This is a genomic window from Streptomyces sp. NPDC057543, from assembly GCF_042801895.1.
Classification (GTDB): domain Bacteria; phylum Actinomycetota; class Actinomycetes; order Streptomycetales; family Streptomycetaceae; genus Streptomyces.
In genome coordinates this window covers 1-25817 of the sequence record NZ_JBHVFF010000102.1, presented here as the reverse complement: position 1 = coordinate 25817, position 25817 = coordinate 1, and the positions used below count along the sequence as shown (strand labels likewise).

The 25817-nt window shown below is 70.9% G+C and carries 29 protein-coding genes; 15 read left to right on the top strand and 14 right to left on the bottom strand.

What is annotated here, in order from left to right:
* Positions 1-404 precede the first annotated feature (404 nt).
* Complete coding sequence (locus tag ACFU8Q_RS18860) at positions 405-560, top strand: DUF6131 family protein (protein ID WP_384454922.1); 156 nt, start codon at positions 405-407, stop codon at positions 558-560.
* Between the two features lie 106 nt (positions 561-666).
* Entirely contained in the window at positions 667-924 is a 258-nt protein-coding gene (locus ACFU8Q_RS18855; protein WP_384454920.1) for a hypothetical protein, read from the top strand.
* A 177-nt stretch (positions 925-1101) separates the two neighbouring features.
* Here ACFU8Q_RS18855 and ACFU8Q_RS18850 read toward each other — a convergent pair whose 3' ends face one another.
* Entirely contained in the window at positions 1102-1704 is a 603-nt protein-coding gene (locus ACFU8Q_RS18850) for a PH domain-containing protein (protein WP_384454917.1), read from the bottom strand.
* Between the two features lie 115 nt (positions 1705-1819).
* Between ACFU8Q_RS18850 and ACFU8Q_RS18845 the strand changes: the two genes are divergently transcribed.
* The 6 genes from ACFU8Q_RS18845 to ACFU8Q_RS18820 all read left to right on the top strand — a co-directional run bounded on the left by ACFU8Q_RS18845 (position 1820) and on the right by ACFU8Q_RS18820 (position 4541).
* Positions 1820-2209 carry a gluconate 2-dehydrogenase subunit 3 family protein gene (locus tag ACFU8Q_RS18845; RefSeq protein ID WP_384454914.1) on the top strand — a complete coding sequence of 130 codons (390 nt, stop codon included), beginning with the start codon at positions 1820-1822 and terminating at the stop codon, positions 2207-2209.
* A gap of 84 nt (positions 2210-2293) precedes the next feature.
* Positions 2294-3079, top strand: coding sequence for a hypothetical protein (locus ACFU8Q_RS18840; RefSeq protein WP_384454912.1), 786 nt, complete (start codon positions 2294-2296; stop codon positions 3077-3079).
* Positions 3046-3534: a Na+/H+ antiporter subunit E gene (locus ACFU8Q_RS18835; protein WP_384454910.1), complete on the top strand. Its 489-nt coding sequence runs from the start codon at positions 3046-3048 to the stop codon at positions 3532-3534. Before ACFU8Q_RS18840 ends, ACFU8Q_RS18835 begins: the two co-directional genes overlap by 34 nt.
* Positions 3531-3830 (top strand): MrpF/PhaF family protein, encoded by a 300-nt coding sequence (locus ACFU8Q_RS18830; protein WP_384454907.1) that lies wholly within the window; start codon positions 3531-3533, stop codon positions 3828-3830. The genes ACFU8Q_RS18835 and ACFU8Q_RS18830 overlap by 4 nt, the downstream gene beginning before the upstream one ends.
* Positions 3830-4138, top strand: coding sequence for a monovalent cation/H(+) antiporter subunit G (locus ACFU8Q_RS18825; protein WP_384454904.1), 309 nt, complete (start codon positions 3830-3832; stop codon positions 4136-4138). The genes ACFU8Q_RS18830 and ACFU8Q_RS18825 overlap by 1 nt, the downstream gene beginning before the upstream one ends.
* A gap of 22 nt (positions 4139-4160) precedes the next feature.
* Positions 4161-4541, top strand: a complete 381-nt coding sequence (locus tag ACFU8Q_RS18820) for an MnhB domain-containing protein (protein ID WP_384454901.1) — start codon at positions 4161-4163, stop codon at positions 4539-4541.
* A 135-nt stretch (positions 4542-4676) separates the two neighbouring features.
* Here the strand turns inward: ACFU8Q_RS18820 and ACFU8Q_RS18815 are convergent, their stop codons facing one another.
* Positions 4677-5330 (bottom strand): TetR/AcrR family transcriptional regulator, encoded by a 654-nt coding sequence (locus ACFU8Q_RS18815; RefSeq protein WP_384454898.1) that lies wholly within the window; start codon positions 5328-5330, stop codon positions 4677-4679.
* A gap of 102 nt (positions 5331-5432) precedes the next feature.
* Here ACFU8Q_RS18815 and ACFU8Q_RS18810 point away from each other — a divergent pair, with 102 nt between their 5' ends.
* Positions 5433-6458 carry a hypothetical protein gene (locus tag ACFU8Q_RS18810; RefSeq protein ID WP_384454895.1) on the top strand — a complete coding sequence of 342 codons (1026 nt, stop codon included), beginning with the start codon at positions 5433-5435 and terminating at the stop codon, positions 6456-6458.
* Positions 6459-6833: 375 nt separating this feature from the next.
* Here the strand turns inward: ACFU8Q_RS18810 and ACFU8Q_RS18805 are convergent, their stop codons facing one another.
* Complete coding sequence (locus ACFU8Q_RS18805) at positions 6834-6968, bottom strand: hypothetical protein (RefSeq protein WP_384454892.1); 135 nt, start codon at positions 6966-6968, stop codon at positions 6834-6836.
* Positions 6969-7483: 515 nt separating this feature from the next.
* Here ACFU8Q_RS18805 and ACFU8Q_RS18800 point away from each other — a divergent pair.
* Positions 7484-8092, top strand: coding sequence for a GPP34 family phosphoprotein (locus ACFU8Q_RS18800; RefSeq protein WP_384454889.1), 609 nt, complete (start codon positions 7484-7486; stop codon positions 8090-8092).
* Positions 8093-8170: 78 nt separating this feature from the next.
* Here ACFU8Q_RS18800 and ACFU8Q_RS18795 read toward each other — a convergent pair whose 3' ends face one another.
* Positions 8171-9064, bottom strand: a complete 894-nt coding sequence (locus ACFU8Q_RS18795) for a sulfurtransferase (RefSeq protein ID WP_384454887.1) — start codon at positions 9062-9064, stop codon at positions 8171-8173.
* A 174-nt stretch (positions 9065-9238) separates the two neighbouring features.
* Positions 9239-10822 carry a N,N-dimethylformamidase beta subunit family domain-containing protein gene (locus tag ACFU8Q_RS18790; RefSeq protein ID WP_384454885.1) on the bottom strand — a complete coding sequence of 528 codons (1584 nt, stop codon included), beginning with the start codon at positions 10820-10822 and terminating at the stop codon, positions 9239-9241.
* A 701-nt stretch (positions 10823-11523) separates the two neighbouring features.
* Here ACFU8Q_RS18790 and ACFU8Q_RS18785 point away from each other — a divergent pair.
* Both ACFU8Q_RS18785 and ACFU8Q_RS18780 read left to right on the top strand, forming a co-directional pair.
* Positions 11524-12879 (top strand): alpha-L-fucosidase, encoded by a 1356-nt coding sequence (locus ACFU8Q_RS18785; RefSeq protein ID WP_384454882.1) that lies wholly within the window; start codon positions 11524-11526, stop codon positions 12877-12879.
* A 237-nt stretch (positions 12880-13116) separates the two neighbouring features.
* A complete protein-coding gene (locus tag ACFU8Q_RS18780) occupies positions 13117-13764 on the top strand; it encodes an SGNH/GDSL hydrolase family protein (RefSeq protein ID WP_384454879.1) in 648 nt (215 codons plus the stop codon).
* A 36-nt stretch (positions 13765-13800) separates the two neighbouring features.
* On the opposite strand, the gene ACFU8Q_RS18775 is transcribed toward ACFU8Q_RS18780, so the two are convergent.
* Genes ACFU8Q_RS18775 through ACFU8Q_RS18740 form a run of 8 tightly spaced genes read right to left on the bottom strand, consistent with a single transcriptional unit; the run spans position 13801 to position 21710 of the window.
* Complete coding sequence (locus tag ACFU8Q_RS18775; RefSeq protein ID WP_384454876.1) at positions 13801-14973, bottom strand: 4-hydroxybenzoate 3-monooxygenase; 1173 nt, start codon at positions 14971-14973, stop codon at positions 13801-13803.
* Positions 14974-14975: 2 nt separating this feature from the next.
* Positions 14976-16160: a 3-oxoadipate enol-lactonase gene (gene pcaD, locus ACFU8Q_RS18770; protein WP_384454872.1), complete on the bottom strand. Its 1185-nt coding sequence runs from the start codon at positions 16158-16160 to the stop codon at positions 14976-14978.
* A 55-nt stretch (positions 16161-16215) separates the two neighbouring features.
* Positions 16216-17682, bottom strand: a complete 1467-nt coding sequence (gene pcaB, locus ACFU8Q_RS18765; RefSeq protein WP_384454869.1) for a 3-carboxy-cis,cis-muconate cycloisomerase — start codon at positions 17680-17682, stop codon at positions 16216-16218.
* The gene (pcaG, locus tag ACFU8Q_RS18760; RefSeq protein WP_384454866.1) at positions 17669-18271 is read right to left on the bottom strand and encodes a protocatechuate 3,4-dioxygenase subunit alpha; all 603 of its coding nucleotides are present in this window, start codon (positions 18269-18271) and stop codon (positions 17669-17671) included. Before pcaG ends, pcaB begins: the two co-directional genes overlap by 14 nt.
* Entirely contained in the window at positions 18271-19041 is a 771-nt protein-coding gene (gene pcaH / locus ACFU8Q_RS18755) for a protocatechuate 3,4-dioxygenase subunit beta (RefSeq protein ID WP_384454863.1), read from the bottom strand. The genes pcaG and pcaH overlap by 1 nt, the downstream gene beginning before the upstream one ends.
* 7 nt (positions 19042-19048) lie before the next feature.
* Positions 19049-20263 (bottom strand): thiolase family protein, encoded by a 1215-nt coding sequence (locus ACFU8Q_RS18750; protein ID WP_384454860.1) that lies wholly within the window; start codon positions 20261-20263, stop codon positions 19049-19051.
* Positions 20260-20940: a CoA transferase subunit B gene (locus ACFU8Q_RS18745; protein ID WP_384454857.1), complete on the bottom strand. Its 681-nt coding sequence runs from the start codon at positions 20938-20940 to the stop codon at positions 20260-20262. Before ACFU8Q_RS18745 ends, ACFU8Q_RS18750 begins: the two co-directional genes overlap by 4 nt.
* A complete protein-coding gene (locus tag ACFU8Q_RS18740; protein ID WP_384454854.1) occupies positions 20940-21710 on the bottom strand; it encodes a CoA transferase subunit A in 771 nt (256 codons plus the stop codon). The genes ACFU8Q_RS18745 and ACFU8Q_RS18740 overlap by 1 nt, the downstream gene beginning before the upstream one ends.
* Before the next feature lie 264 nt (positions 21711-21974).
* On the opposite strand from ACFU8Q_RS18740, the gene ACFU8Q_RS18735 reads away from it, so the two are divergent.
* The gene (locus ACFU8Q_RS18735; RefSeq protein ID WP_384454851.1) at positions 21975-23639 is read left to right on the top strand and encodes an IclR family transcriptional regulator C-terminal domain-containing protein; all 1665 of its coding nucleotides are present in this window, start codon (positions 21975-21977) and stop codon (positions 23637-23639) included.
* An 80-nt stretch (positions 23640-23719) separates the two neighbouring features.
* Positions 23720-23968: a hypothetical protein gene (locus tag ACFU8Q_RS18730; RefSeq protein ID WP_384454848.1), complete on the top strand. Its 249-nt coding sequence runs from the start codon at positions 23720-23722 to the stop codon at positions 23966-23968.
* A 228-nt stretch (positions 23969-24196) separates the two neighbouring features.
* On the opposite strand, the gene ACFU8Q_RS18725 is transcribed toward ACFU8Q_RS18730, so the two are convergent.
* Positions 24197-24619 carry a YybH family protein gene (locus tag ACFU8Q_RS18725; protein WP_384454845.1) on the bottom strand — a complete coding sequence of 141 codons (423 nt, stop codon included), beginning with the start codon at positions 24617-24619 and terminating at the stop codon, positions 24197-24199.
* A 168-nt stretch (positions 24620-24787) separates the two neighbouring features.
* Here ACFU8Q_RS18725 and ACFU8Q_RS18720 point away from each other — a divergent pair, with 168 nt between their 5' ends.
* Positions 24788-25549: a LysR substrate-binding domain-containing protein gene (locus ACFU8Q_RS18720; protein ID WP_384454842.1), complete on the top strand. Its 762-nt coding sequence runs from the start codon at positions 24788-24790 to the stop codon at positions 25547-25549.
* The last annotated feature ends 268 nt before the right edge of the window (positions 25550-25817 follow it).

The following is a 25817-nucleotide window of genomic DNA, read 5'->3' as shown; positions in this document are numbered from 1 at the left end:
CCGTGCTGGTTTTCCTGGTGGTCTTCTTGGCGGGCTTCTCGCTGGGCGGACGCCGGACACGCTCTGTCTCGTCCTCTTCGCCTTCGGCCATGTTCTCTGTCCGGAATTCGGAGACGACATGCTGCCCGCGCCACATTCACAAGGCGCCACTACATGATATACGGCCTTGGCTGACCGCATCCCGGTCTACCGAGCACGGCTCCGTGCAACGCTGGGTGCAGCCTCGCAATCACGTGCCGAAAGTCCTGCTGGCTCAGGATCCACTGCCGTGCGAGAAATGCTGGGAGCCGGTGGGCGCACTGTACCCCGAGGAGGTATAAGCGACCGTGTCCCGACAAGTTGCTCTTGCCGTGCGCAGGGATCACAGTGAAAAAGGGAAAACATACGCGAGATCGGAGCGCATCGTGATCGTTCTCGGGATTATTTTGCTTGTCGTCGGGTTCGTGACCAGTATCTCCATACTGTGGACGATCGGGATCGTTCTCGTGGTAGTCGGGGCTGTCCTGTGGGTCCTGGGAGCGCTGGGGCACGCAGTCGCTGGTCGAAGGCATTACTGGTAGAGCGGGGGACGAACCGCTCCTTGGCAGCGAACCGGAAGAATTCCGCAGCCGGTGGCAGGGAATCCAGGGCAACTTCGTGGATGATCCACGGCAAGCGGGACCGTATGTGACCTCGCAGCAGCTGCGCACGCGCAGTTGGTGGCGGGGGCCCCGGGCGTTCATCGTCGTCGACGACTACGACCTGGTCGCCACGTCCTCCAACAACCCCATGGCGATGCTGGTCGACAATCTGCCGTACGCCCGCGACGCCGGGGTGAACGTCATCATCGCCCGCAGCAGCGCGGGAGCGGGCCGCTTCTTGTACGAGCCCTTCATCCAGCGCTTCAAGGAGCTGGGCGCCCAGGGCGTCGTCCTGTCGACGTGAAGGCCCGCCCGCTGCCGCCGGGCCGCGGCCTGTTCGTCTCCCGCCGCAGCGCGCCTTCCCCTGATCCAGACGGGCTGGCTGCCGACGGACCTGGACTGAGCGGGGCACCGCACAACGGAGGAGGGGGTCGGCCCGGTCACGGGCTGACCCCCTCTCTCGACGCCGAGGCGCCCCTCCCTACGCCGAGGCACCCGCGCCCTTCGCGCCGCCCGCACCCAGGTTCCAGGGCAGGTCGGTGTACTTTCCCGGGGCGAAACGCTCGACTGCGTCAACGATCAAGGCAGGGTGATTCGGCCTCCGCCGGCGCCAGAGGGAGTTTCCGAGCGAGTAGAGAACAACCACCCTCGGGCCGCCAACGGCGATCGGCTTCTCCGGGAGAGCCCCTTCCTTCAGCACCAACAGCAGCAGGCTCTGCCTGCTGTTGAACCGAACCTGGTCGATATCAGCCCACCGCACGGTCTCCGTGCCCCCACGCTGAGCCTTGCTGATGCCCGCCGGATCGATGCGCAGGGCCGGATATCGCGACACCAGGGCGATCAGCGGCAGCAGGGTCACCACTCCTCCCAACACCGGTAGTCCCACATAACCGGCGACACCCGCCTCGCCCATGAACCCCATGTCTTCACCCATGATCAGCACGCCGACCACAAAGATAATGAGTCCTTCGAAGAGCACCAGGCAGAGCATCGCCGCGAGGATCAAACCGAGGTAGAACCCGCCGCGGCGCGCCCGCTCAGCGGGGAGCCAAAGCCCTTCGGTGGTGTTGGAGGGTGTGGTCATGATGTTTCCTTCGTTGAGTCTCGGGCGGTGAGTGCATGACGCACAGCTCCTCGCCGGCGAAGCGTGATGGGACATCCCGTATGAACTGTCCAGGCTGGCAGCGCGATGTCAACATGTGAACTGCCGCGGCACCTACCGGAGTTTCCAGTCGCCCGACGGGCCGGGTCATCACGTCCGTCATCACTATTACGCGGGCCGCGCGTTCGCCGCCCTCACCCGGGAGGATCAGGCCCGGCTCGTTCAGGCAGTCCAGAACCTCGGGCCCGAGGCGTGGTACGGCATGCCTGCCGGACACGTCTGGAGCCTGTGGACCCGCTACGCCTGCACCGCCTTCTACGCGCACCCCTGGGCGTGGAACGAGATCGGCTTCGGCGGGCCGGCGTACCCCCGTGGCTACCTGCGACTCGGTATCGACCGGCGCGAACCATGGGAGACCGCCGACCACGCCCCCCGTGATCCAGTCGCCCACCGGAACGCCGTCAACTCGCCGGGCGACGGCGCATGACCGTCCACACATCACAGGGCACCCCCGACCACGTCCGCCACTCCCGACTGCCCGCGGCCCGCGGCCCGCGACACCCTGCGGGGCGTGGCACGCTCCGAGCACGCCGTCCGTGACCGCAACGCCTCTGCCTGGCTCCTGCCCAATGACGGCCGCCGGTTCGACCACGGCCTCGTCCGGAGCATGAGACGGTACGCGGACAGCGACGAGGTCGACCTCGTCGTCGGCTGCGGCGCCGGCGGTTCCACCCTCGCGCAGCGCATGGCCCGGGCGGGCTGGAGCGTGGTGGTGCTGGAGGCCGGCCCGTTCTGGGACCCGGATTCGGACTGGGTGAGTGACGAAGCCGGCTCGCACCACCTGTACTGGACCGAGCCCCGCGTGATCTCCGGCGACGACCCGGTTCCCATGGGATCGAACAACTCGGGCCGTGGCGTGGGCGGTTCCATGGTCCACTTCGCGGGCTACGTTCCGCGCTTCCACCCCTCCGACTTCTCCACCTTCACCGACGACGGGGTCGGAGCCGACCGGCCGCTGACGTACGCCGACCTCAAACCGTTCTACGAACGCCTGGAATGTGAGCTGCCGGTCGCCGGACAGTACTGGCCCTGGGGTGACCCGCACGGCTATCCGCATCCCCCACATCCCGTCGGAGGCAACGGTGAGGTGTTCCTGCGCGGCGCGGCGGCGCTGGGCATCCAGGCCCGCGTCGGCCCGGTCGCCATCACCAACAGGCGCCGTGCATTGGAGTGCCGCGCCGTGGCGTGTCCCGACCGGAACGTCCGGGCGGCAGGGCAACGCGGGTATACCGGGGGACCGGCGAGCGCAACAGGAGGCTGCATATGGCACGCGGCACGACCACCCGCACCCTGCTGATCTGGTGGGTGCTGCTGTTTCTGCTCTACATCGTCCTGATCTCGCCGGTAACAGCGCTGGAACTCGAAGTGGGCGTGGGCGCGGCCCTGTTAGGGGCGGCCGGAGCCGAAGCCGTCCGCCGTGCCGAAAAGCCGCACCGGGGAGGCTCCGTCCGGCTGGCCTCGGCGCTCGCGGCGCTTCCCCTGGCCCTGTTGCGGGAGACGGGGCAACTCGCTGTGGCGACCGCAGCCGTGCTGCGCGGGCAGCGGCGTAGTGGCCGGGTCGTCACCGTGCGACTACGACCTGATGTGGATCCTGGATGGGCTGCAGCCCTGCTGTCGGCCACCCCGGGATCCTGCGTTCTCGACGTCACCGCCCCCGGCGGCCCAGGCGAGGGACACCTGCTGACGGTCCATGTGCTGACTGACACCGCCTCCGGCCTGGAACAGGCCCTCGACGGAACGAGGGTTTCGTGAACGTCTGGCTACTGGCCGTGTGCGTGGTGCTGTCCGGCGGCCTGTCGCCCTGTGTGTGGGCCTCCTGGCGGGGGACCGCTTCCCAGCGGCTCGTCGCGATCAGCCTGGCCGGAACGATCGCCTGCGCGGTGTTCCTTCTGACCGCGCAGGGCTTCCGGCGCACCAGCTACAACGACTTGGCTTTCGTCCTGGCGGTGCTGGCCCCGGCGGGCACCCTCGTGTTCGCCCGGTTCGTGGTCGGCGAGGGACAGCTGCCGGTTCCCGACGGCGAGGACTCCGGGAGCCGGGAGGGCTGATGGGCATGTGGCATCTGTGCGCCCAGGTCCTGCTCGGCTGTGGGGTGGCCGTGCTGCTGTTGTCCGCGCTGGCCCTCGTGGTGCTGCCGGGCCCGTACGCGCGGCTGCACGCACTCGCTCCGGCAACCTCCCTGGGCCTTCCGCTGATCGCCCTGGCACTGGCGCTCGAAACGGGGGCGGGCCGCACCGCAGTCAAGCTCCTGTTCATCGCCGTGCTCTCGGCGGCTGCCGGACCCGTCACGTCCATGGCCATCGGCCGTAGCGCCGCCCAGGAAGAAGGGCTCGTGGAGAAGGGACCCCCGACGTGAACATCAGCACCGGAGCTGCGGAATGCCTGATCGTCGTGGCCCTGGTCCTGGTCGCCTTGACGGCGACCCCGGCCTCCATCTCGCCTACCTCGCCGCCGACTACAAGGTGCAACGCCGGGTCCGGCCCCTTGCGCTGATCGAGGCGCTGGACGCGGTCAGCGCCGGGGCATTCACCGCGCTCGGCTTCGCCGGTCTGATCGCCGGCGCCGCACGCCTGCAAAACGTGTTGCCGCTGGGCACGTTCAATCAGTTGTCCTCCGGCGGCTTGGTACCGCTGCTCAACGCCGCAGTCGGGCTGGAGGTCGGCTCCGGCGTGATCGTGCTTCTCGCCCGGTTCCTCGACCAGGCCGTCGAGATCGCGCCCCCGCCCGACGGCGGGCCGTACTCTCCGGAGGCAGCATGACCGTGCTGCCCTTTCTCGTATCGGGCCGGATTTTCCTCGCCGGCCTGTACGGCATGGTCATCAGCCTTAATTGGCGGCGCGAGGACACCGCGCGTGAGGACGGCGACTTGTCGGCCGGCGACGGACAGTGCGGAGTCACCGACGGTCACTGCCTTGCGGTCGTTCTTCGGCCGCGTCGAGGGCGGGTGTGAGTGGTGCGAGCGCGCTGCGGAGCAGGTCGGGTAGTGAGCCGGCCGGGACGACGAGCGCCCCGGCCCCGGGGGACGCGGCGGCCGGCTGCACCCATCGTTCGAGCGCGACATGGACTGCGGCGGCCACGCTCGCCGCGAGCACGCGGGAGGTGTATGGGCCGGTGTCGCCGAGGCGGTCGGCGATCGCGTCGGTGAGGGGATGTTCCATCGCGGTGGCGGTGTCGACGAACGTGTCGCGCAGTGTCGGACTGGTGGTGATCAGAAGCAGCACGTCACGATCGTGTTCGGCCGGGTCGGTGTACTGCTCCACGATCGCGTCGATGACGGCATCGGCGAGGCGGACACCGACGGGCCGGGCGGTCACCGCTGCCGCCACCCGGGATTCCCGTTCGGCGGTGACGGCGGCGACGATCGCCTGTTCACGACTGGAGAAGTAGTTGTTGTAAGTGCGGGGCGAGACCCCGGCGGCCTCCGCGATGTCGTCGACGCGGACGTTGTCCGGCCCGCGCTCCAGGGCCAACCGAAGCGCCGCCTCGCGCAACGCCACTCGGGTGGCCTGCTTCTTCCGCTCGCGCAATCCGGTTCGTCGTGTCGTCACCGCCCCAGCGTCCCACCCTGCATGCGCGTACGCAAACTTGCGTGCACGCAAGTATTGCTTCTAGTCTCGAAATCTCGTATCCGGCAGGAAAGGACCAGACTCATGCGGGCCAAGGGCATCAGTTACGACACCGGCTTCGTCAGCGGCGAGGAGATCTCCCGTGAACGCTTCGACCCGAACGTGGTCCGGCGCGAGCTGGGCATCATCCGTGACGACCTGCACTGCACCGCCGTCCGCGTCATCGGCGGTGATCCGGAGCGGCTGGAGCTGGCCGCGACGTACGCCGCCGACCTCGGCCTGGAGGTCTGGTTCTCGCCCTACCCGCTTGAGCTGACCACCGATCAGATGCTCGCGCTGTTCGCCGACTGTGCCGAGCGGGCGGAGAGGCTGCGGCAGCGGGGCGTCGACATCGTGTTCGTCGCCGGGGCCGAGCTGAGCCTGATGAACAAGGGGTTCCTGCCCGGCGACACACAGGAGGACCGGCTTGAGCTGGTGCTGAACGAGCAGGATCGCCTGCCCCGGCGGGTCGGCGAACTCAGCGCACGGGTCAATGACTTCCTCGGTAAGGCCGTGCCCCTCGTGCGAGAGCACTTCGGCGGCAGGATCACCTACGCCGCCATTCCGCTCGAACGCATCGACTGGACCATGTTCGACATCGTGTCCGTGGACCTGTACCGGTCGGCCGAGGTCGCCGACCAGTTCGCCGACGGCGTGCGCACTCTCGTCGCGCAGGGGAAGCCGGTTGCGATCACCGAGTTCGGCACCACTGCCTATCGCGGCGCGGGCGACCTGGGCGGTCGCTGCATGGAGATCGTCGAGTACGACAAGAACTCCGGCGCGCCCATCCGACTCAACGGTGAGTACGTTCGCGACGAGGCCGGCCAAGCCGCCTATTTGCGCGAGCTGTTGGAGATCTTCGACGCCGGCGGCGTCGACAGCACCTTCGCGTTCCTCTTCGCGCTGGGCAACTTCCCCCACCGGCCTGACGGCGATCCCCGCGACGATCTCGACCTGGCCAGCCCCGGCATCGTCAAGGTCCTCGAAGACCGCCAGGGCGACACCTATCCCGACATGCCCTGGGAACCGAAGGCCGCGTTCACCGAGCTGGCCGACTACTACCGTGCCTGACCGCGTCACGCAGCCCTCGACGCAAGGGCCCGAAGAGGAACCGCCGCCTTCGGGCCCTTGCTGGACCGGCCGACGCGCGATGAATGTCAACATGCCACCAGGCAGAATTCGTGGTTGGCGGTGCTGGAGTCGCACCACGAGGAGGGTCTCGTGGGCGATGAGCAGAGCTGTTTCCCATTTACGCGGCGGACCGTCTGCCGACGTCTGTGCCGGCTCCAAGGGGCGGTACACCAGGCCGGTGTGCGTCGGAGCTGCCGGGTGTCCAAGGTCTGCGGAACGCCGGCACAATCGCCTGCTTCATCGGGATGGTTCAGGGTGTGTGGCGCGCGGGTACGCGTCGTTCGTCATCGGGCCAGGGCCGAGGCGTCGGTCAGCTCACCAGCGGGCGAACCGGTCCGGGAGCAGGGCCCACGGCAGGAGGCCCGCCTTCACCGAGGCGCGGTCGACGGACAGGTCGCAGCACCGGCCGACCGCCTCGTGCGCGGCCGGGCTGCCCCGATCGATGTCCACGCACGGTGGCGCGGCCGCGTACCGATCCTTGTACAGGTTCCGTCGCCGGACGTGCTCGCGTCTGCGCCGGAGGCGAGCTGTCCGAGGCTAGGGGAACGGGCGTGGTCCTGCTCGCGTCGTACGAGGCCCTGGGCACCGTGCCCGGCGGCGTCGGCACCCCAGGGGCGGTCGGCAGTCGCGGCCCCGCAGCAACACCGACGCGGCGTACGGGACGCGTTCAGTGTGCGCACGCCAGGGCCCGGCGATACTCCTGGCAGGACCGAATGGGCGAGCGCGCCCAAGGGCAGGAAGGTCCGACCGGCGCGGGATGCAGCTGCCGTCCGTGCTCCCTATGCTGGTGTGAAGGGTCGGTCGGCCGAGCTTCACTCCCGTCGGCTGCGTACAGCCGATCCGTGCGGCCATCGCGGCGGCCACCGACACGGACAGCCGGCCTTGCCATTCGGTGTCACGCCGGGCGCCGGGCCAACCGCTCAGTGATGCATCGCCGCTGACGCCCATGACCCGTGGAGCCATTCATGACCACACCGAGGGACCTCCTGATCGCCGCCATGGACATGTCGACCAGCCGCCCGGTGGAGCGAGGCGATCTGTCGCTGGCGCTCGCGGGCGGTGAACTGATCGACCTTCTGGGCGCGGAGGCCATCAGGCTGGACGGTGATCAGATCGTGCCGAGCCACCCGCCGGTCATGACGGATCGCCTGCTGGACGAGGCCGCGTCGTCGCTCGTCCGGGAAGGGCCGTACGAGTCGCTCGACGACTGGCTCTGGCGCAGGGGTCGCGGTCTGGCCACGGCCTACCTGGATGCCCTGGAGGCGGAAGGGCAACTCACTCGGCAACGGCACACGCACTGGACGCCTTCCTGGTCCAGTCGGATGGTGTTGGTCGACTCGCCCGCTCGTCGCGAGGCGGCCGACCGCTGGACGTCCGGTGAACCCGTGCTCGCCGCCCTTGCCGCCGCCGTCGGAATCCGCGACAAGCCGACCGGTGACTCCCCGGCCGTGGCCGACGACGCGGTGGCGACGGTGCTCGCTGCCGTCGAAGACGCGTTGAGGGACCTGGAGTTCCAACGGCAACGGCGAGCCATCGACGACGCGGCCTTCGACAACATTTGGCGAGGCGGCTGACCGCGGCGAGATGGGTGGGGGGAGCGGGGCGGACACCGCGGGTGGTGCCGGAGCTCGCAGGGCCCCCGGCCGGCGGCGTCAGCGCAGCGGTCCACAGCTCTCCGCCCCGGTGACGACGGGCAGCTCCGAGGGCAGCCCCCATTCGCTCCAGGACCCGTCGTACACGGCCAGTTCGCGGTACCCCGCCAGCTCGGCCCCCAGCGTCAGAACGCAGGCGGTGACGCCCGATCCGCAGCTGAAGAACAGGCGCTCCCGTACGCCCGCGAGGGCGCCGAACGCGGCGCGCAGCTCGTCCGCCGGGAGCATCCGGCCGTCGCGCTGGACTTCCCCGAAGGGCAGATTGACCGCCCCCGGCATGTGGCCGGCACGCAGCCCCGGACGCGGCTCGGCTTCGGCGCCGGAGAACCGCTCCGCGGAGCGGGCGTCGAAGACGGCCGCTGCCGGGTCGGCCAGGGCCGCTGCCACCTCGTCGCTGCCGACGAACAGCCCGGGGCGCGGCCGAGCGGTGAAGTCGCCACGTGCCACGGCGGGCGCGGGCAGGTTGTTCTCCAGCGGCCGCCCGGCCTCGGCCCAGGCGGGCAGGCCACCGTCGAGCACCGCTGCCCGGTCGAAACCCACTGCGCGCAGCATCCACCAGGCACGCGCGCTGGAGTAGACGCCCACTCGGTCGTAGACGACGACGGTGTCGGAGTCATGGACGCCGAGGGCGCGCAGCTCGTCGGTGAACCGGTCGGCGTCGGGCATCGTGTGGGGCAGCGGCCCCGTGTGGTCGGAGAGCGCCCCGTCGATGTCGAAGGGCCGCGCTCCCGGAATCCGCTGCCCGGAGCCGCGGTGTGTGCCCACGGAGGCATCGAGGACCACCAGCCCCGGCGCGCCGAACCGCGCCGCCAGCCAGCCGACCCCGACCAGAGGGCCCGGGAGCGGGCCGGGAAGCTCTTCCCGGATTGCGTACGCCGGTGTGTCGTCGCCCACGTCTGCTCCAGGCCCGGGTTCGGAAATGAGGGCCACCCGGCCCGAACCGCGCGGCGATCACAAGATCGCAGCGGCCCTCGGCCCGTGTCAACAGCGGTTCGACGTCCCCGGGAGGTCCGGTCCGGCCGCGCCGGCGGCAGACGGCATTCACCGACAGGTGCCACATCCATGGCGTCAGAGTGGTGCGGACGCGTACACCTCTCTCGCATTGTCCGTGGGCTTCGGCTTGCTCCGGCCGCACGGGCCCGCCGCGAACGCGTGGAGCAGATTCTCCGTGGCGCGGGTGACGAAGGCCCCCGTACGGGCGTCCATGCCGTGGTTGCGTCCGTTCTCGTCGGTGCCCGCCATCAGGGCCTCGACCCACCGCATCGTCCCGGAGGCGAAGACGCCCGCCCCGCTCGGCACGGTGTAGTAGGCGGAGTCGGCATAACTGGGTTTGCCCGCGCAGACGAGAGGGGAGTGGGCGATGATTTCGAGCGGCGCCGGGGTGGGCATGCTCGGAGTGACCCGGTCGTACTCCACCCCGACCAGGTGGTCGAAGGAGTCGCCTCGCTTCACGCCCGTCCCTTCGAAGAGCCAGTGGTCGCTCCGGTCGACGACGTACGGGGCGTCCACGGGATAGCCCTCGTAGAGGACACCGGTCAGAGAGGACTCGGGGGAGGCGCCGGGCGGTTGGCGGAAGTCGTGGGTCGGCATGTCCGGGTGCTCGGCGAGGTACGGGTCGTTCCGGTAATCCGTCTTGTAACAGACGACGGTGCGGTCGGCGCCGGTGGTGTCCGGTTCCAGCCTGATCCTGCGGTAGCAGGCGTTGGCGCCGAGGAAGGCCACGTTGGTGCCCGCGTCGCGCGCCCGGGTGACGTGGGTCCGTTGCTGCGGTGTCCAGTACTCGTCGTGTCCCAGGGAGAGAACTCCGGCGGCGTTGTGGAGAATGCCGGGGTCGCGATGGACGTCCGTGCCCGTGGTGTAGGCGAGCGGGACGCCCAGCCTCTCCGCCAGGACCACCGCCGCCCGTTCGTAGACCATGAACTTCTCGGCGCCGTCGCGGTCATAAGGGCGGTCGAAGCTGACGGCGAGCGACCGCGTGCTGTATGCGCCGTTCTCGCCCTGGTAAAGGCTGTAGCCGCCCCATGCGTTGTACGCCTGCCACGTCGCCGCGGCGTGCATCAGCACGATCCTGCCCGCCGCGCTCGCCGAGCGGACGATCAGTGGAACGTAACGCTGGTGGCCGTTCTCCGCGTCCAGCCGCAGCAGATACGCCCCCTCCGGCCACCCCCCGGTGCGGACGTGGAGTGTGCGTCGCCAGTCCGCCCGTACGGTACGGGTGGCCTGGATCAGCCGGGGGCGGGCCTGGAGCAACCCGGCAACACGGCGCGAACGCCAGACCAGTCGCGCCTGCGCCCCGTCGTACCAGCCGACGCGGTAGGCCGAGACCCGGAATGCCCGCGCGGTGGTGGAGACGTACAGGCCGAACTCCTCACCCGGCAACACGCTCACCTTGTCGGTGTATCCCTCGATGGCCTCGGGTGGTCCCTCCGAACGGATCCGCCAGTCGGCGTCTCCCGGCCGGGCGCTCTCCCCCTGGCCGGTGGGGCGGCCGGTACCGGGCGGGGCGGACCCGGTCGCGGAGGAGCGGCAGCCGGTCACCGCCGCGCCGCCGGCCAGCGCCCCGCCCGCTGCCGCTGCGAGGAAGCGCCTGCGGTCCAGTAGGCCGGGACTCCCGGAGTCCTGCCCCTCGCCATGCTTCATGTCGCCCGCCATACCCGTTCCTCGGTCCTGTCACCGGCTATGGTCACCTGCCACTCGCTCGGGGACGACCCGGGAAGAGCCGATCCGGGGACGGGCCGCGTCGTGCGCGGCCGTCCCGGGGTCGGTCTCCTCGCGCCCGCCACCCTGCCGTCCCCCCGGCCCGGGTTCCTCCGGCTTCCGCGGGGTGGGACGCGGCCGGGCGGGGCCGATGAGCGCGCCGCGCGTCCCGGGTGATGCGGTGCACTTTCCCTATCAGTCCGACCGATACATCGGATGATTGGGCATGTTTTTGACTGAGGCTGAGCTGCTTCGTGCTTGTTGCCCCGATGGCCGCCGCGTACGTGTGGGCTGACAACAAGTCGGCCGGTCGGCCCATTGAGCAGCCGAACTGGTGCCCCGCAGGCAATATGCCGACGCGGGAGTCTCCTTCGCGCGGCGTCGGACCGTCGGGGCCGGGTGCGGAGGTGAGTGCGACGGGACTCCCGTGAGCCGTCGCGAGATTTTATATTCATCGGACTATTGACCGCAGATTCAGATCCCCGTTAGCGTCCGCTGCGAGCGTTTTCCAGGCCGGGGTGAGTGCGGCGAGAACGGGAGTCGTCGTGTAGGGACCGCGGTGGATCGGTGCGGATATTCTCGCTTCGACACTGGTCCTCACCAGCTGTACATCCGGGCCTGCGGGAGCGGACGCCGACCACAAGGAGCGATGACCCATGACCCCGAGCCCCGACACCCTCGCGGCCTCCCCGTCCGTTCCTGCCACGACCGCGGCTCCCACGATGGCCCCGGACACGACCTGGTTCACCACCGACCGGTTCGGCATGTTCGTCCACTGGGGCCTGTACTCCCTCGCCGCACGGCACGAGTGGGTCAAGAACCGCGAGAAACTGACCGACGAGCAGTACCAGGTCTACTTCGACCACTTCGACCCCGACCGCTACGATCCGGCCCAGTGGGCAAGAGCGGCCAGAGCGGCGGGCATGCGGTACGTCGTTCTCACCGCCAAGCACCACGACGGCTTCTGCCTGTGGGACAGCGCCCTCACCGAGTACAAGGTCACCAACACCCCGCACGGCCGCGACCTCGTCGGCCCGTTCGTCGAGGCGTGCCGCGCCGAAGGTCTCAAGGTCGGCCTCTACTACTCCCTCATCGACTGGCACCACCCGTCCTTTCCCGTGGACGGCATCCACCCGCAGCGCGACGACGAGGAGTTCAAGGTCGCGACCGCCGACCGTGACATCCGCGACTACCAGCGCTATCTGCACGGTCAGGTCCGTGAACTGCTGACGTCCTTCGGACGCGTCGACTACCTGTTCTTCGATTTCTCCTACGCGGACCTCGGTTGGTGGGGCGGCAAGGGCCCGGACGACTGGGACTCACCGGAACTCCTGGCGACGATCCGCGAACTCCAGCCGCACGTCCTCGTCAACGACCGCACCGGTCTCCCCGGCGACTTCGTCACCCCCGAGCAGTACCAGCCCTCCGGCCCCATGACCGAGGACGGGCGGCCCGTGTTGTGGGAGGCGTGCCAGACGCTCAACGGAAGCTGGGGCTACGACCGCGACAACCTCGACCACAAGAGCGCCGACCTGCTGATCCGCATGCTCGTCGACGGGGTGTCCAAGGGTGGCAACCTCCTCCTCAACGTCGGCCCCACCGGACGCGGCGACCTCGATCCGCGCGCCGTCGCCGTCCTCGGGGAAATCGGCCGGTGGATGGACCTGCACGAGCGGTCGGTCCGGGGCTGCGGCCCGTCGCCGTACACCGCTCCGACCGAGTGCCGGTACACGCAGCGCGGCGACCGCCTCTACGTCCACCTGTTCGCCTGGCCGTTGCACCATCTGCACCTGCCGGGACTCGCCGGCCGGGTGCGTTACGCGCAGTTGCTCAACGACGCGTCCGAGATCACCCAGGTCCACATCGACCCGGACCGGCCCGCGCTCAACACCGAGATGGGTGGCCAGCCCGCCGGAACGCTCACGCTCCAGATCCCCGTCCAGCGCCCCGACACCCCCGTGCCCGTCATCGAGCTGTACCTGGACACACCGGACGGCCGGACCGAGGGCTGAAACCGGACGAGGGGGGCTTGGGCAATCTCCGTACCTGCTGGCAGCCGCCGCTCGAGCGGGGCGCCCGGCTCGACGCGCTCCTGTAGTTCGTACCCGGCGACGACCCCGCCGTGCTGCCACGCGAGGCCGCGACACTGCGGCGCGCGGCGGCACAACGCCCGGCGACCCCCGAGTAGCGCATGTGGCCCGCTCGACGAGCGGCCCCCGACCCACCGACCCGACGCCAGGACGGCAGACATGCACCTCAAGGAAACAGACACACTCCTGTTCATCGGCGACTCCATCACCGACGCCGGCCGCGACCGCACGGACTCCGCGTCGCTCGGCAGAGGATACGTCCAGGAGATCGCACGGACCCTGCGCGCCCGGACGAGCACCGGAGCCGGCCCCGCGGTCATCAACAAGGGTCTCAGCGGCAATCGTGTGTACGACCTCGAATCCCGCTGGACCACCGACGTCATCGATCACCGGCCCACCGTGGTCACGGTCAAGATCGGCATCAACGACACCTGGCGACGCTACGACCGGGGACTCATCAGCCCGGTCGACGAGTTCGAGGCATGCCTGGACCGCCTCCTCGCGGAAACCGCACGGACGCTGTCCGCCCGACTGTTCGTCATCACGCCATTCCTGCTCCCGGTCACTTCGGACCAGGAAGGCTGGTACGAGGACCTGTCGCCTCGTACCGACGCCGTCCTGCGCGCCGCGCAGGGCAACGGAGCCCACGTGGTACGTGCGGACCTCGCCCTGCGCCGTGCCGCCGAGGAGCGGGAGGCAGCCGAACTCGCCCCGGACGGGGTCCATCCGAGCCCCCTCGGCCACCGGCTGATCGCCGATGCCTGGCTCGCCGCGGTCGACGCCGTCACCGCGGACCCGCCCAGCTGATCGAGACGCCGGCCCGACCGGCGGGCGGGGGACCGCCTACGGCAGCGGCAACCCCGCGTAGTTCATTGCGAGTTCCGCCGCCGCGTGCGGCGATGCCGCGATGCGGTCCAGCTGGGAGATCTGCAGACGGGTGTCGAACGCGCTCTGGTCCGGATCGGTGTGCAGCGTCGTCGTCATGAAGTACGAGAAATGCTCGGCGCGCCACACCCGGCGCAGGCACGTGTCGGAGTAGGCGTCCAGCAGGTCCGTCGAGCCCGTCGCGTGGCGCCGGATCAGCGCCCGGGCCAGGACGACGACGTCGGCCGCGGCCAGGTTCAGCCCCTTGGCCCCGGTGGGAGGCACGATGTGCGCGGCGTCCCCGGCGAGGAACACCCGGCCGTACCGCATCGGTTCGGTGACCGAACTCCGCATCGGCAGAACGCTCTTGGAGGTGATCGGCCCACGCTCCAGCTTCCACCCGTCCAGGGCGAACCGGGCGTCCAGCTCGTCCCAGATCCGCTCGTCGGACCAGTCGGCCGGGTCCGTGCCGTTGGGGACCTGGAGGTACAGCCGGCTCACCTCGGGCGAGCGCATGCTGTGCAGGGCGAAACCGCGCGGCGAGTGCGCGTAGATCAACTCGTCGCAGGACGGGGCGACATCGGCCAGGATGCCGAACCAGGAATAGGGATAGACCCGTTCGTACGTGCGCCGCACACCCTCGGGGACTGCGGCCCGGGTCACCCCGTGGAAGCCGTCGCAGCCGACGACGTAGTCGCACGTCAGCGTCTTCTCCCGGCCCTCGTGGGTGTAGTGGACCCTAGGGCGTTCGGTGTCGGCGCCCTCGACGAGCCGGACCTGCGCACCGAAGTGCAGCGCGGCACCGGTGGCCGTCTGCAGGGCGATGAGGTCCTTGACGACCTCGGTCTGCGCGTACACCCACACCCGGCGGCCACCGGTGAGCGACGGGAAGTCGATGCGGTGCGCCCGGCCCTCCCAGCGCAGCTCCACACCGTCGTGGACCAGCCCCTCGGCGTCCAGCCGTTCGGCGGCTTCGGCCTCGCGCAGCGCGTCGACGGTCGACTGCTCCAGGATGCCGGCGCGCTGGCGCTGTTCGACGTACGCGCGGTCTCGGCTCTCCAGGACGACGCAGTCGACGCCCGCCCGGTGCAGGAGCCGGGACAGCAGCAGCCCTGCCGGGCCGCCCCCGATGATTCCGACAGTGGTGTGCATGGTTACTTCTCCTTCGGGGCGGCGCTCTCGGCGATGATCCGGTCTGCGAGCGCGAAAGCGGAGTTGGCGGCCGGCACCCCGCAGTACACGGCGGACTGCAACAGCACCTCCTGAACCTCGTCGGGTGTCAGGTCGCCGCTGCCGAGCGCGGCGCGCAGATGCATTTCCAGTTCGCCGTGATGTCCCAGCGCGATCAGCGCGGTGAGAGTGAGACAGCGACGGGTCCGGTGGTCGAGACCGGGCCGGGTCCAGACCTCGCCCCACGCGTAGCGGGTGATGAAGTCCTGGAAGACGGCGGTGAACGGGGTGGTCCGGGCGATCGCGCGGTCCACATGGGCGTCGCCGAGCACGGTCCGGCGCACGGAGAGCCCGGCGGCGTGGCGGGTGCCGTCGTCCGACCCGGCCTCGGCCGCCGTGGCGAAGTGCCCGAGCAGCGCGGACAGTACGGCGTCGGGCCGCTCGACGTTGGCGAGGTGGGCGGCGCCGGGGATCTCGACCAGACCGGCGCCGGGAATGCCGTCCGCGAGCTCCCGGGCGTGCGCGACCGGGGTCGCCGGATCGTTGCGCCCGGCGACCACCAGGGTGGGCGCCGTGACCCGGTCCAGGTCGGCCCGGAGGTCGTATGCGGCGAGCGCTTCGCACAGCGCGGCGTACGCCTCGGGGTCGGTCGCGCGCATGGTGTCGACGAGGGCCCGGGCGGCGGGGTCACCGGCGAACGCGGGGGTGAACCAGCGGCCCGCCGAGCCGTCGGCGATCTGCCCGATGCCGGACGTCCGGACGGTGCGGGCCCGGTCCTGCCAGTCCTGCGGCTCGCCGAAACGCGCCGAGGAACAGAGGATCGCCAGCGAAGTGACGCGTTCCGGGTGGTGGACGGCGAGCCAGGTCCCGACGGCGCCGCCGAGCGAGATGCCCGCGTACGCGAACCGGTCGATCCCGAGCGCGTCGGCGACCTTGAGGACCTCGCGCCCCAGCTCGGGGACGCCGCCGCCCGGCGGCAGCAGATCTGCCGGGGTGCCGCCGTGTCCGGGCAGGTCCCAGCGGACCACCCGGTGGCTGCGGGTCAGCCCGGCGACCTGCGGGTCCCATACGGCGAGCGAGGTGCCGAGCGAGGGTCCGAGGAGGAGGGGCGGTGCGGAAAGCGGGCCGTCCACCTGGTGGTGCAGGCCCGCGGCGGTGAGGGATGTCATGAGGCTCCTTGTACGGGCTGGTGCCGGTCGGGGGTGCGGGAGCGCGTGTCCGGTCTCACGGCGCCGGCCGCCCGTGACCGCTGCGGTCCAGCGCGCGGTCGACGAGCGCGCCGGCCGAACCCGGGTAGTCGGTGGGATCGGTGAGGGCGCGCAGCCGTTCGTCGGGGACCAGCCCCGCGAGGTCCGGCTCACCGCGCAGCGCTTCGAGCAGCCCGGTCCGTTCGAGGACGGCCCGCTCGCCCGCGCGGGTCACTGCCGCACGGGCCTCGGCCCGTCCGGCCAGCGGCGCGAGGACGGCGACCAGACGTTCGGTGACGATCAGTCCGTGGGTGGCGTCGAGATTGCCGCGCATGCGATCCGGATGGACCCGGAGCCCCTCCGCGAGCGACACCGCGGTCTCCGCCATCGCGCCGACCGTGCGCAGCGCGTCGCGCAGCGTCTGCCACTCGGCGTGCCAGGCACCGGGCGGGCGTTCGTCCTCGGCGACGAGCGACCCGTAGAGCACCCCGGCCAGCGCGGGCACCCGGCGTGCCGCGCCCGCGATCAGCGTCGCACGGGCCGGGTTGGCCTTGTGCGGCATGGCGGAGGAGCCGCCGCCGGTGCTCTCGGACACCTCGCCGATCTCGGTTCGCGACAGCACCAGCACATCGGCGGCGAGCTTGCCGAGGGCTCCCGCTGCGAGGGCCAGGGCCCCGCCGAGTTCGGCGACCGGCGTGCGCAGCACGTGCCACGGCAGTACGGGCTCCGCCAGCCCGGTCTCGGCGGTGTAGGCCGCGAGCAGTCGCACCCCGAGGTCCCGTCCGTCGCCGCTCCGGGACCGCTCCGGGACGGCACCGTCCGGAGCCTCGGCGAACGCGGAGAATGCGGCCAAGGTGCCTGCGGCGCCGCCAAGTTGGGCCGGGAGCGCGGACCGGACGGCGGTGAGCCGGTCGTAGGCGTCGAGGACCAGCGCGCGCCAGCCCGCCGCCTTGAGACCGAAGGTCGTCGGAACCGCGTGCTGGGTCAGTGTCCGGCCCGCCATCGGAGTGTCCCGGTGGGTAGTGGCCAGCCGGCCGAGGGCCGCGGCGACCCGGGCGAGATCCGCGAGCACCGTCGCCAGCGCCCTCGACGCCACCAGCATCGTGGCGGTGTCGAGGATGTCCTGACTGGTCGCGCCCCGGTGCACATGGGCCGCGGCCGCCGCGTCCAGCTCCCGTACGGCCGCCGTGAGATCGGCGACCAGCGGAATGACCGGGTTGCCGCCGGAGCGGGCCCGCAGCGCCAGGTCGCGGGGGTCGAACCGGCCGGGTGCCGAGGCCGCCGCCGCGACGACCCCCGCAGCCGGTTCCGGGGCGAGACCGATCGACGCCTGGGCGCGGGTGAGGGCCACCTCGGCGTCCAGCATGGCCCGGACGTAGGCCCTGTCGCCCGTCAGCCCCGCCACGGCGCAACCCGCCCCGACCGGGGTGAGCAGACCGACGTCCGCGGCGCAATCAGCCGCGGTGGCGGAACCGGCCGCAGCAGCGGAGTCAGCCGAAGTCAAGGAAGACCGTCTCCTCGTGCTGCCCGTCGCCCTGGAGACGGATGTCGAAGCGGTGCACGCCCGTCCCGTCCGGCACGGTGACCAGGGTGGCCCGGCGCTCGGGCGGCAGCTGCGCGAGCAGGGCGTCGGCCGTGCGGCCGTCCGCGTCGTGCAGGTAGGCCCGGGTGTACAGATGATGCAGCAGCCCGCGGGCGAAGACAGCCAGCGACAGGTACGGCACCCCTCCCGGCGGCAGGGTCCGCACGGTGAAGTGGCCGTCGGCGTCCGTGCTCACCCGGCCGAAGCCGGTGAACACCAGTCCGTCGCGGCCGATGACCGCACCCGTCACCGGGTCGCGGCGCAGCGATCCGGGCGCCCCGGTGCGCGAGCCGTCCGGGGCGGGCTGCCACACCTCGACGATCGCATCGGGCACCGGCCGGCCGGCCCCGTCGAGGACGTGACCGTGCAGGGTGATCGTGTCCGGGTGGCCGGTCGGCGCGATGTCGCCGCCCTTCGCGAACGGCAGCGCGTAGCCGTAGAAGGGGCCCACCGTCTGGGACGGGGTGGCGGCCAGATCGGCGCGGGGTACGGGAAGCGTCGGACGGGACATCAGCGGCCCTCCTCGATCCAGGTGGCGGACGGTCCGTCGAGGACGATGTCCCAGCGGTAGCCGAGCGACCACTCGGGGACGGACAGATCGTGGTCGTACGTGGCGACCAGACGGTTGCGGGCGCTGTCGTCGGTGACCGACTGGAGGATCGGGTCGTAGGGGAACAGCGGATCGCCGGGAAAGTACATCTGCGTGACCAGGCGTTGCGCGAACGCGGAGCCGAACAGCGAGAAGTGGATGTGCGCGGGACGCCAGGCGTTGGTGTGGTTGCGCCAGGGATAGGCGCCCGGCCTGACGGTGACGAAGGAGTACGCCCCCTGATCATCCGTCAGGCATCGCCCCACACCGGTGAAGTTGGGGTCGAGGGGCGCGGGGTGCTGGTCGCGCTGATGGGCGTACCGGCCCGAAGCGTTGGCCTGCCAGATCTCGACCAGTTGGCCGCGCACCGGCCGGCCGGAGCGGTCCAGGACCCGGCCGGTGACGGTGATCCGCTCGCCGAGCGGCTCGCCCGGGTGCTGACGCGTCAGGTCGTGGTCCAGATCGGTGATGTCGGTGACGCCGAAGGCCGGACCGGTGAGTTCGACGGCCTCCGGGTCGCCGGCGGGCAGCAGCGGCAGCTTCGGGTGGCGCAGCACACTGCTGCGGTACGGGGCGTAGGCACGGTCCGGGTGCGGGCGGACGGGACCGCCCTCGGCGAGGTGCCCGGCGTACCGCTCGCGCGCTTCGCGGATCTCGGCGCTGATGTCGCCCTGGGTGAGCGGGGTGGTCATGCGGGTTCTACCTTTCCAGTACGAGGGCTGAGCCCTGGCCCACGCCGATACACAGCGTGGCCACGCCGACGCCGGACCCTGCTGCCTTGAGCTGATGGGCGACCGCGCCCGCCAGCCGGGCGCCCGAGGCGCCGAGCGGGTGGCCGATCGCGATCGCGCCGCCGCGCGGGTTGAGGATCGCGGGGTCGAGGTCGGGCCACTCGGCGACGCAGCCCAGCACCTGGGCGGCGAACGCCTCGTTGAGTTCGAGCGTCGTGAGGTCGGCGAAGGTCCTGCCCGCCCGGTCCAGTGCCCGGTTCACGGCCTCGACGGGCGCGAGGCCGAAGTAGTGCGGTTCGTTGGCGGACACCGCCGTGGCCGAGATCCGGGCCAGCGGCTCGCGGCCGGTGGCCCGCAGGCCCTCCTCGTCGGCCAGCAGAAGCGCGGCCGCCCCGTCGTTGAGCGGCGAGGAATTGCCCGCCGTGACGGTGCCGTCCTCCGCACGGAACGACGGACGCAGCTTGGCCATGGCCTCCAGCGAGGCGTCGTCCCTGATGCACTCGTCGCGGTCCACGACCAGCGGATCGCCCTTGCGGCGCGGGATCGTGAGCGGCACGATCTCCTCGTCGAACAGCCCGGTGGCCCGCGCCGCGGACGCCTTGCGGTGGGAGGCGAGAGCGAACTCGTCCTGCTGCTCACGGCTGAGGGAGTGCTTCTTCGCGATCAGTTCGGCGCTCTCGCCGAGCGGGATCGTCCACTGCGGGTCCATCTTCGGGTTGACCATGCGCCAGCCGAGCGTGGTCGAGAACATCTCGGTGTGCCCGGCCGGGAAGGCGCGGTCGCTCTTCGGCAGCACGTACGGGGCGCGGGTCATCGACTCGACACCGCCCGCCACGACCAGCGAGTGGTCGCCGAGGGCGATGGCGCGGGCCGCCTTCACCACGGCCTCCAGGCCGGAGGCGCACAGCCGGTTGACGGTGACGCCCGGGACGGTGACCGGAAGTCCCGCCAGGAGCGCCGCCATCCGGCCGACGTTGCGGTTCTCCTCACCGGCGCCGTTGGCGTTGCCGAGCACCACGTCGCCGATGCGCGCCGGATCGAGCTCCGGGGTGCGGGCCAGCAGCGCGCGGATGGCGTGGGCGGCCAGGTCGTCGGGGCGCACCTGAGCCAGCGCCCCGTTGTACCGGCCGATCGGTGTGCGGACGGCGTCGACGACGTAGACGTCGCGCGGTCGGAAACTCATGAGCCGGTCCTCTCGCTGGTACGCACAAAAGCGGTTCCGGCCGGCACGTCGGTTCGCACGGGGGCGGCGGTCGCGGCCAGCACCTCGTCGACGCTCACCCCGGGGGCGGTCTCCACCAGTACGAGCCCGTCCCCGGTCACGTCGAGCACCGCCAGATCGGTGATCACGCGGTGGACGCACGCCCTGCCGGTCAGTGGCAGCGTGCACTCCTCGACGATCTTCGGGCTGCCGTCCTTGGCGGTGTGCGTCATGGTGACGATGACGCGGCGCGCGCCGTGCACCAGGTCCATGGCCCCGCCGATGCCGGTCACCATCTTCCCCGGCACCGCCCAGTTGGCGAGGTCACCGCGGGCCGAGACCTCCATGGCGCCGAGCACGGCGGTGTCGATGTGGCCGCCGCGGATCATGCCGAAGGAGAGCGCCGAGTCGAAGAACGAGGCGCCGGGCCGGACGGTAACGGTCTCCTTGCCCGCGTTGATCAGATCGGGGTCGACGTCCTCGTCGTACGGGAACGGCCCGGTGCCCAGGATGCCGTTCTCGGACTCCAGGACGACGTGGACGCCCTCGCGCAGGTGGTTGGGGATCAGCGTCGGCAGTCCGATGCCGAGGTTGACGTACTCGCCGTCGCGCAGCTCGGCCGCGGCCCTGGCGGCCATCTCGTTCCGGTTCCAGGCCATCAGCCCCGTGCCTCCCGCTCGGTCACCGTGCGCTGTTCGATCTTCTTGTCCTCGGCCTGCTCCCGGGTGAGCCCGACCACCCGCTGCACGAAGATGCCGGGGACGTGGACGTGGTCCGGGTCGATCTCGCCCGGCTCGACCAGCTCCTCGACCTCCGCGACGGTGACCCGGCCCGCCATGGCCGCGAGCGGGTTGAAGTTCCGCGCGGACTTGTTGAAGACCAGATTGCCGTGCCGGTCGCCCTTCGCGGCCCGTACGAGCGCGAAGTCGGTGCGGATGCCGCGTTCCAGCACATACTCGGTGCCGTCGAACGTGCGCACCTCCTTGGCCGGCGACGCCAGGGCCACGTGGCCCTCGCCGTCGTAGCGCCAGGGGAGTCCGCCCTCCGCGACCTGGGTGCCGACGCCGGCGGGGGTGTAGAACGCGGGGATGCCCGCCCCGCCGGCCCGCAGCCGCTCGGCCAGCGTGCCCTGGGGGATGAGTTCGAGCTCCAGCTCGCCCCCGAGGTACTGCCGGGCGAACTCCTTGTTCCCGCCGATGTACGAGCCGGTGACCCGGCTGATCCGGCCCGCGGTGAGCAGCACCGCGAGGCCGGTATCCATCGCCCCGCAGTTGTTGGAGACGACTTCGAGCCCGCTGACGCCTCGTGCGTGCAGGGCATCGATCAACACGTTCGGCACGCCGCTGAGGCCGAAGCCCCCCACCGCTATCGACGCGCCGTCCGGCACGTCGGCCACGGCCAGTGCTGCTGACGCGACCACCTTGTCCATGGGACCGTCCATCCAGTAGTGTTCGCATAGTGAAGTTTCCTTCACTCGCTTGTCAGGAGTCTGCCGCCGCAGCGAAGGCGTGTCAATGGTGCTGAGATATTTCGAACACCGCCCGTAATCGCGCCCGGCCATGCGCCTGGCCTGCAGGGACGGGGCCGGAGCGGAGCCCGCCCCGGCTCTCGGACCCGGCCGGCGTACGGTCACGCCCGCCCCACGCCATCGCCCCGTGTTTCCCGCGGTGCGGCCACACTCGAGGGAGAACCGATGCCACCGACCCGGACCATCCCGAGCGAGCCGCCGGTACCGGCCGAGGCCGTCGCCCCGCTCATGCGCGGCATCACCGTGCTGCGCCGGCTGACCGACGCCGACGGGACACTCAGCTCCAGCGATCTGGAACGCGCCACCGGACTGGCCCGCTCCACCGTCGACCGGGTCACCACGACCCTCGCCCGCATGGGATACGTCCGCCTCGACGGCCGGGACGTCACCCTCGCCCCGGGCCTGATGGAACTCGGCAACGCCTACCTGGCCTCCATCCGCCTCCCCGCCCTGCTGCGAGAACGGGCGGACGCCCTCGCCGACGAACTCGACGAGTCGGTCTCCCTCGCGGTCCCCGACGGCGACGGAATCCGCTTCATCCACCAGGCCACCCGGCGCCGCGCGATGTCCCTGAGCTTCCACATGGGCGACCTGCTGCCCGCCGAGCGCACCGCACCCGGAGCGTTGTTCGCCGCCGACTGGGGCCCCGCGCAATGGGCGGCCTGGCGGGAGCGGCTCGCGGCCGACCCGGACGGCGCCCGCTTCCCCTCCCTGCCGCCGCGCCCGTCCCCGACGGAGGACGACTTCACGGCGAGGGTGACAGCAGCGCGTGCCGAGGACCGGGCACTGGACGACCAGCTGATCGAAGCGGGCCTCGTCGCACTCGCGGTGCCGGTCCGCGCCCCTGGGGGCGACGTCGTCTGCGCGCTCAGCATCGTCAGCCACACCAGCCGTCACACTGCCGAGGGACTGGTCGACACCCTGCTGCCCCGGCTGCGCGCCGCTGCCGAGTCCATGGAGGACCGGCTGCGCACCGCGCCGCCCGCCCGGCCCGTACCCGCCACCGGCGTACTCGCCTCCTGGACGGCCGCGTCCAAGCAGGAACTGGGCCGCGAGTTCATCGAGTCCCTCGCCCGCGGCCTGACCGTGCTCACCGCCTTCGGTGACGGCGGCGAGACCCTGACGCTCAGCGCCGTCGCGCAGGCCACCGGGCTCTCCCGGGCCTCCGCCCGACGTGCCCTGATCACGCTCGAACACCTCGGGTACGTGGCGGTCGACGGCCGGGAACACCGGCTGACCCCGCGCGTCCTCGGCCTCGGATATCCGCCGCTCTCGCGCACGACACTGTCCCGGATCGCCCAGCCCCACCTCGCGGCCCTGGCCGGCCGCATCAAGGAATCGGCATCGCTCGCCGTCCTCGTGGACGACTCGGTGCAGTACGTGGCGCGCTCCGCCTCCCACCGCATCATGAGCGTCAACATCACCGTGGGCACCCGGTTCCCCGCCTACGCGACGTCATTGGGCCGCGTCCTGCTGGCCGACCTGCCCCCCGGCCAACTCGACGCGGCTCTCGCCCGTACCGAACTCCGCCCCCTGGCGCCGCGCACCCTGACCCACCGCACCGAACTCGAAGCCGTCCTGGACCTGGTGCGCACCCAGGGCTATGCCCTCGTGGACAAGGAGCTGGAAGCGGGCCTCCGCTCGATCGCCGTGCCCGTCCGCGACCGCACGGGCGCGGCGGTCGCCTCCATCAACGTCGCGATGCACAGCAGCAGCCGCACGATCGAGGAGTGCGAGGACCAGATACTTCCCCAACTCCGCGACACGGTCAGGAAGATCGAGGCCGAACTCCACACGGCGGAACGCTTCACCCGCGTGGCTGTCGCCTGAGTCCCGGCCGTCCGTCCGGTGGGCGTTGTGGGCGCGAGGGCCCGGCGGGCGACGCCGTCTTCCACACGGTCCCGCTCGAAATGGCTTACCCCCTGGACGACATCGGCGTGACCGCGACGGCTGCGATCGGACTCGCGACCACCGTGGCGAGCGCGGGCATGGTCATGGGGGCGATCACCTTCTCCGAAGTCGCGGACCGCGCCGAGCAACTCCTGCCCCCCGACCTCCAGGTGCGGGGAGCGGTCCCGTGCGAGGAGGTGCCGACGATGCGGGCGGCGAAGGAGTCCAGGTCGTCGTCGAGGACGTCGTACGGGAGATGTAGGTACTGATCGACACCGTCGGCGGCCCGGACAGCCACCGCTCCAGTTGCGGCGCGGCGCCCGCACTTCGGGGCAGGACGACGCCACCACCGGCTGAACCGCGTCTGCAGGAGAAGGGCCGTTACCGGTACGTAGCGGCCCTTCCCTCAGCGGGCCGACTCCAGGGCCACCCGCGAAACCAGGTCAGAGGCTCGACAAGCAGCGCCGCCGGGCAATGTACCGAACTTCTGCGGCTCGTCAGGGCTCGAGGTCGATCACACCCCTGCCGCTCGCCACATCGAACGGCAGAGAAGCCTGGTCGTGTGCGATCAGCCAGTTGCCGTCGATCTTCCGGAAGCAGAAAGTGCCCCGGACCCACATTCCGCTCGTCTCCGTCCCGTTCCTCAGCGTGCCGCTGAGCCGACCGAAGCAGTGCCCGAATGCCACGTCACCGCCCACGGTGACTGCCAGGTCGCGAATCTCATAACTCACATCCTGGAAGAACGTGAACGCCTTCGCCCAGTTCCTCGATTTCGCCTCTACCCCTACATGCTGCAGCGGCGGTTCGACATCGAAGGACACGACGTCCGTCGCGTAGAGCTTCTTCAGGCCCTCAAGATCCTTGGCTCGGATCCCTTCGACGATCTTGTCGAGGTGCTGCCGAATCATGGTTTCGTCCACTTCGCGTTGCGTAGGCATCTCCCGTCCCTTCCCTTCGGTGCGGAATCTCGGATTCTCACTGGTTCAAGAATTCTGACCGCGGCCAGGCCCCCTGGCGACGGTCCCTGTGGTTTCAGTGGTTCGACGACGCAGCCGTCTGGAATGTGACATGCCTCGACGGCCGCGCCGATGTATGTATCGGACCTGGCGGTGCGGCCGACCTTGAGCGCGGCCGCGATGCCGACGACGCGGGGAGCCTGGCAACGGGCCACCTCCAAGGCCGCCCCGCCGGGCGCGCCGAACCGGGAGGTGCCGTTGGGATTGCCGGACCGGGGATGGATCGGGTCGGTGCAGCTGGGGGGCGGCCGGAGCGGCTCTACGCGAATCGCGGGAGACGGGCTTGCACGGGGACAGGCGAGTGCGGCAACGGGTGGTCAAGGTCAAGCAGGTCGATCAGCGTCGAGGAGATGGCCCCGGCTGCGCGCCCAGGAGGTCGACCTGTGCGTCGCCTCGCAGCCGATCCCCGCCGACGACCTGGAGCTGGAGACGGTCCGGCTGTTCGACGAGCCGGTGGTGCTGGCCGTGCCGCTCGGCCATCCGCTGGCCGGTCGCGCCTCGGTGGGCATCGACGAGCTCGCCGACGAGCCCTTCATCGCAACCCATCAGGGGCATTGGCAGCGGCGGCTGCTGGAGCGGCTCTTCGCCGGACGCGGCCTGGTGCCGCGGATCGTCCGCGAGGGTGACGAGCCCGGCGCCATCCAGGAGCTGATCGGCGTCGGCTTCGGTATCGGCCTCAACCCGGCATTCGCCCGCCGCTTCGCGCTGCGCGTCCCCGTCGCCTGGGTCGACATCGACAGCCGGCCCTCCTCCGGCCATCTGTCGACTGCGGCCCGGCTGATGTGCGACGCGATCGCCGAATGGGACTGGGGTGGAGGGGGAGCCACCGCGTGAGGTTCACTTACGCTCGCAGCCTGCGCGCGGGCGGCGTGCCGTGAGAGCGATCAACGGGTTCCGTCTCGGCGGCACAGCGTCATCCGGGATCGTGGTGCGGTGTGATGAGCTGATCGGTGACCTGTTTCCGCACCTCAGCGAGTTTCTGGTGGGGCGTGTGTTCTTCGAGTGCGGAATGATTTGCATGGTGGCGAGAACCCGGGAGGCCGAGGCACCGTGCCCTGGGTGTGCGACTTCTCCCACGCCGGGCACTCGCGCAGGCGAGAGG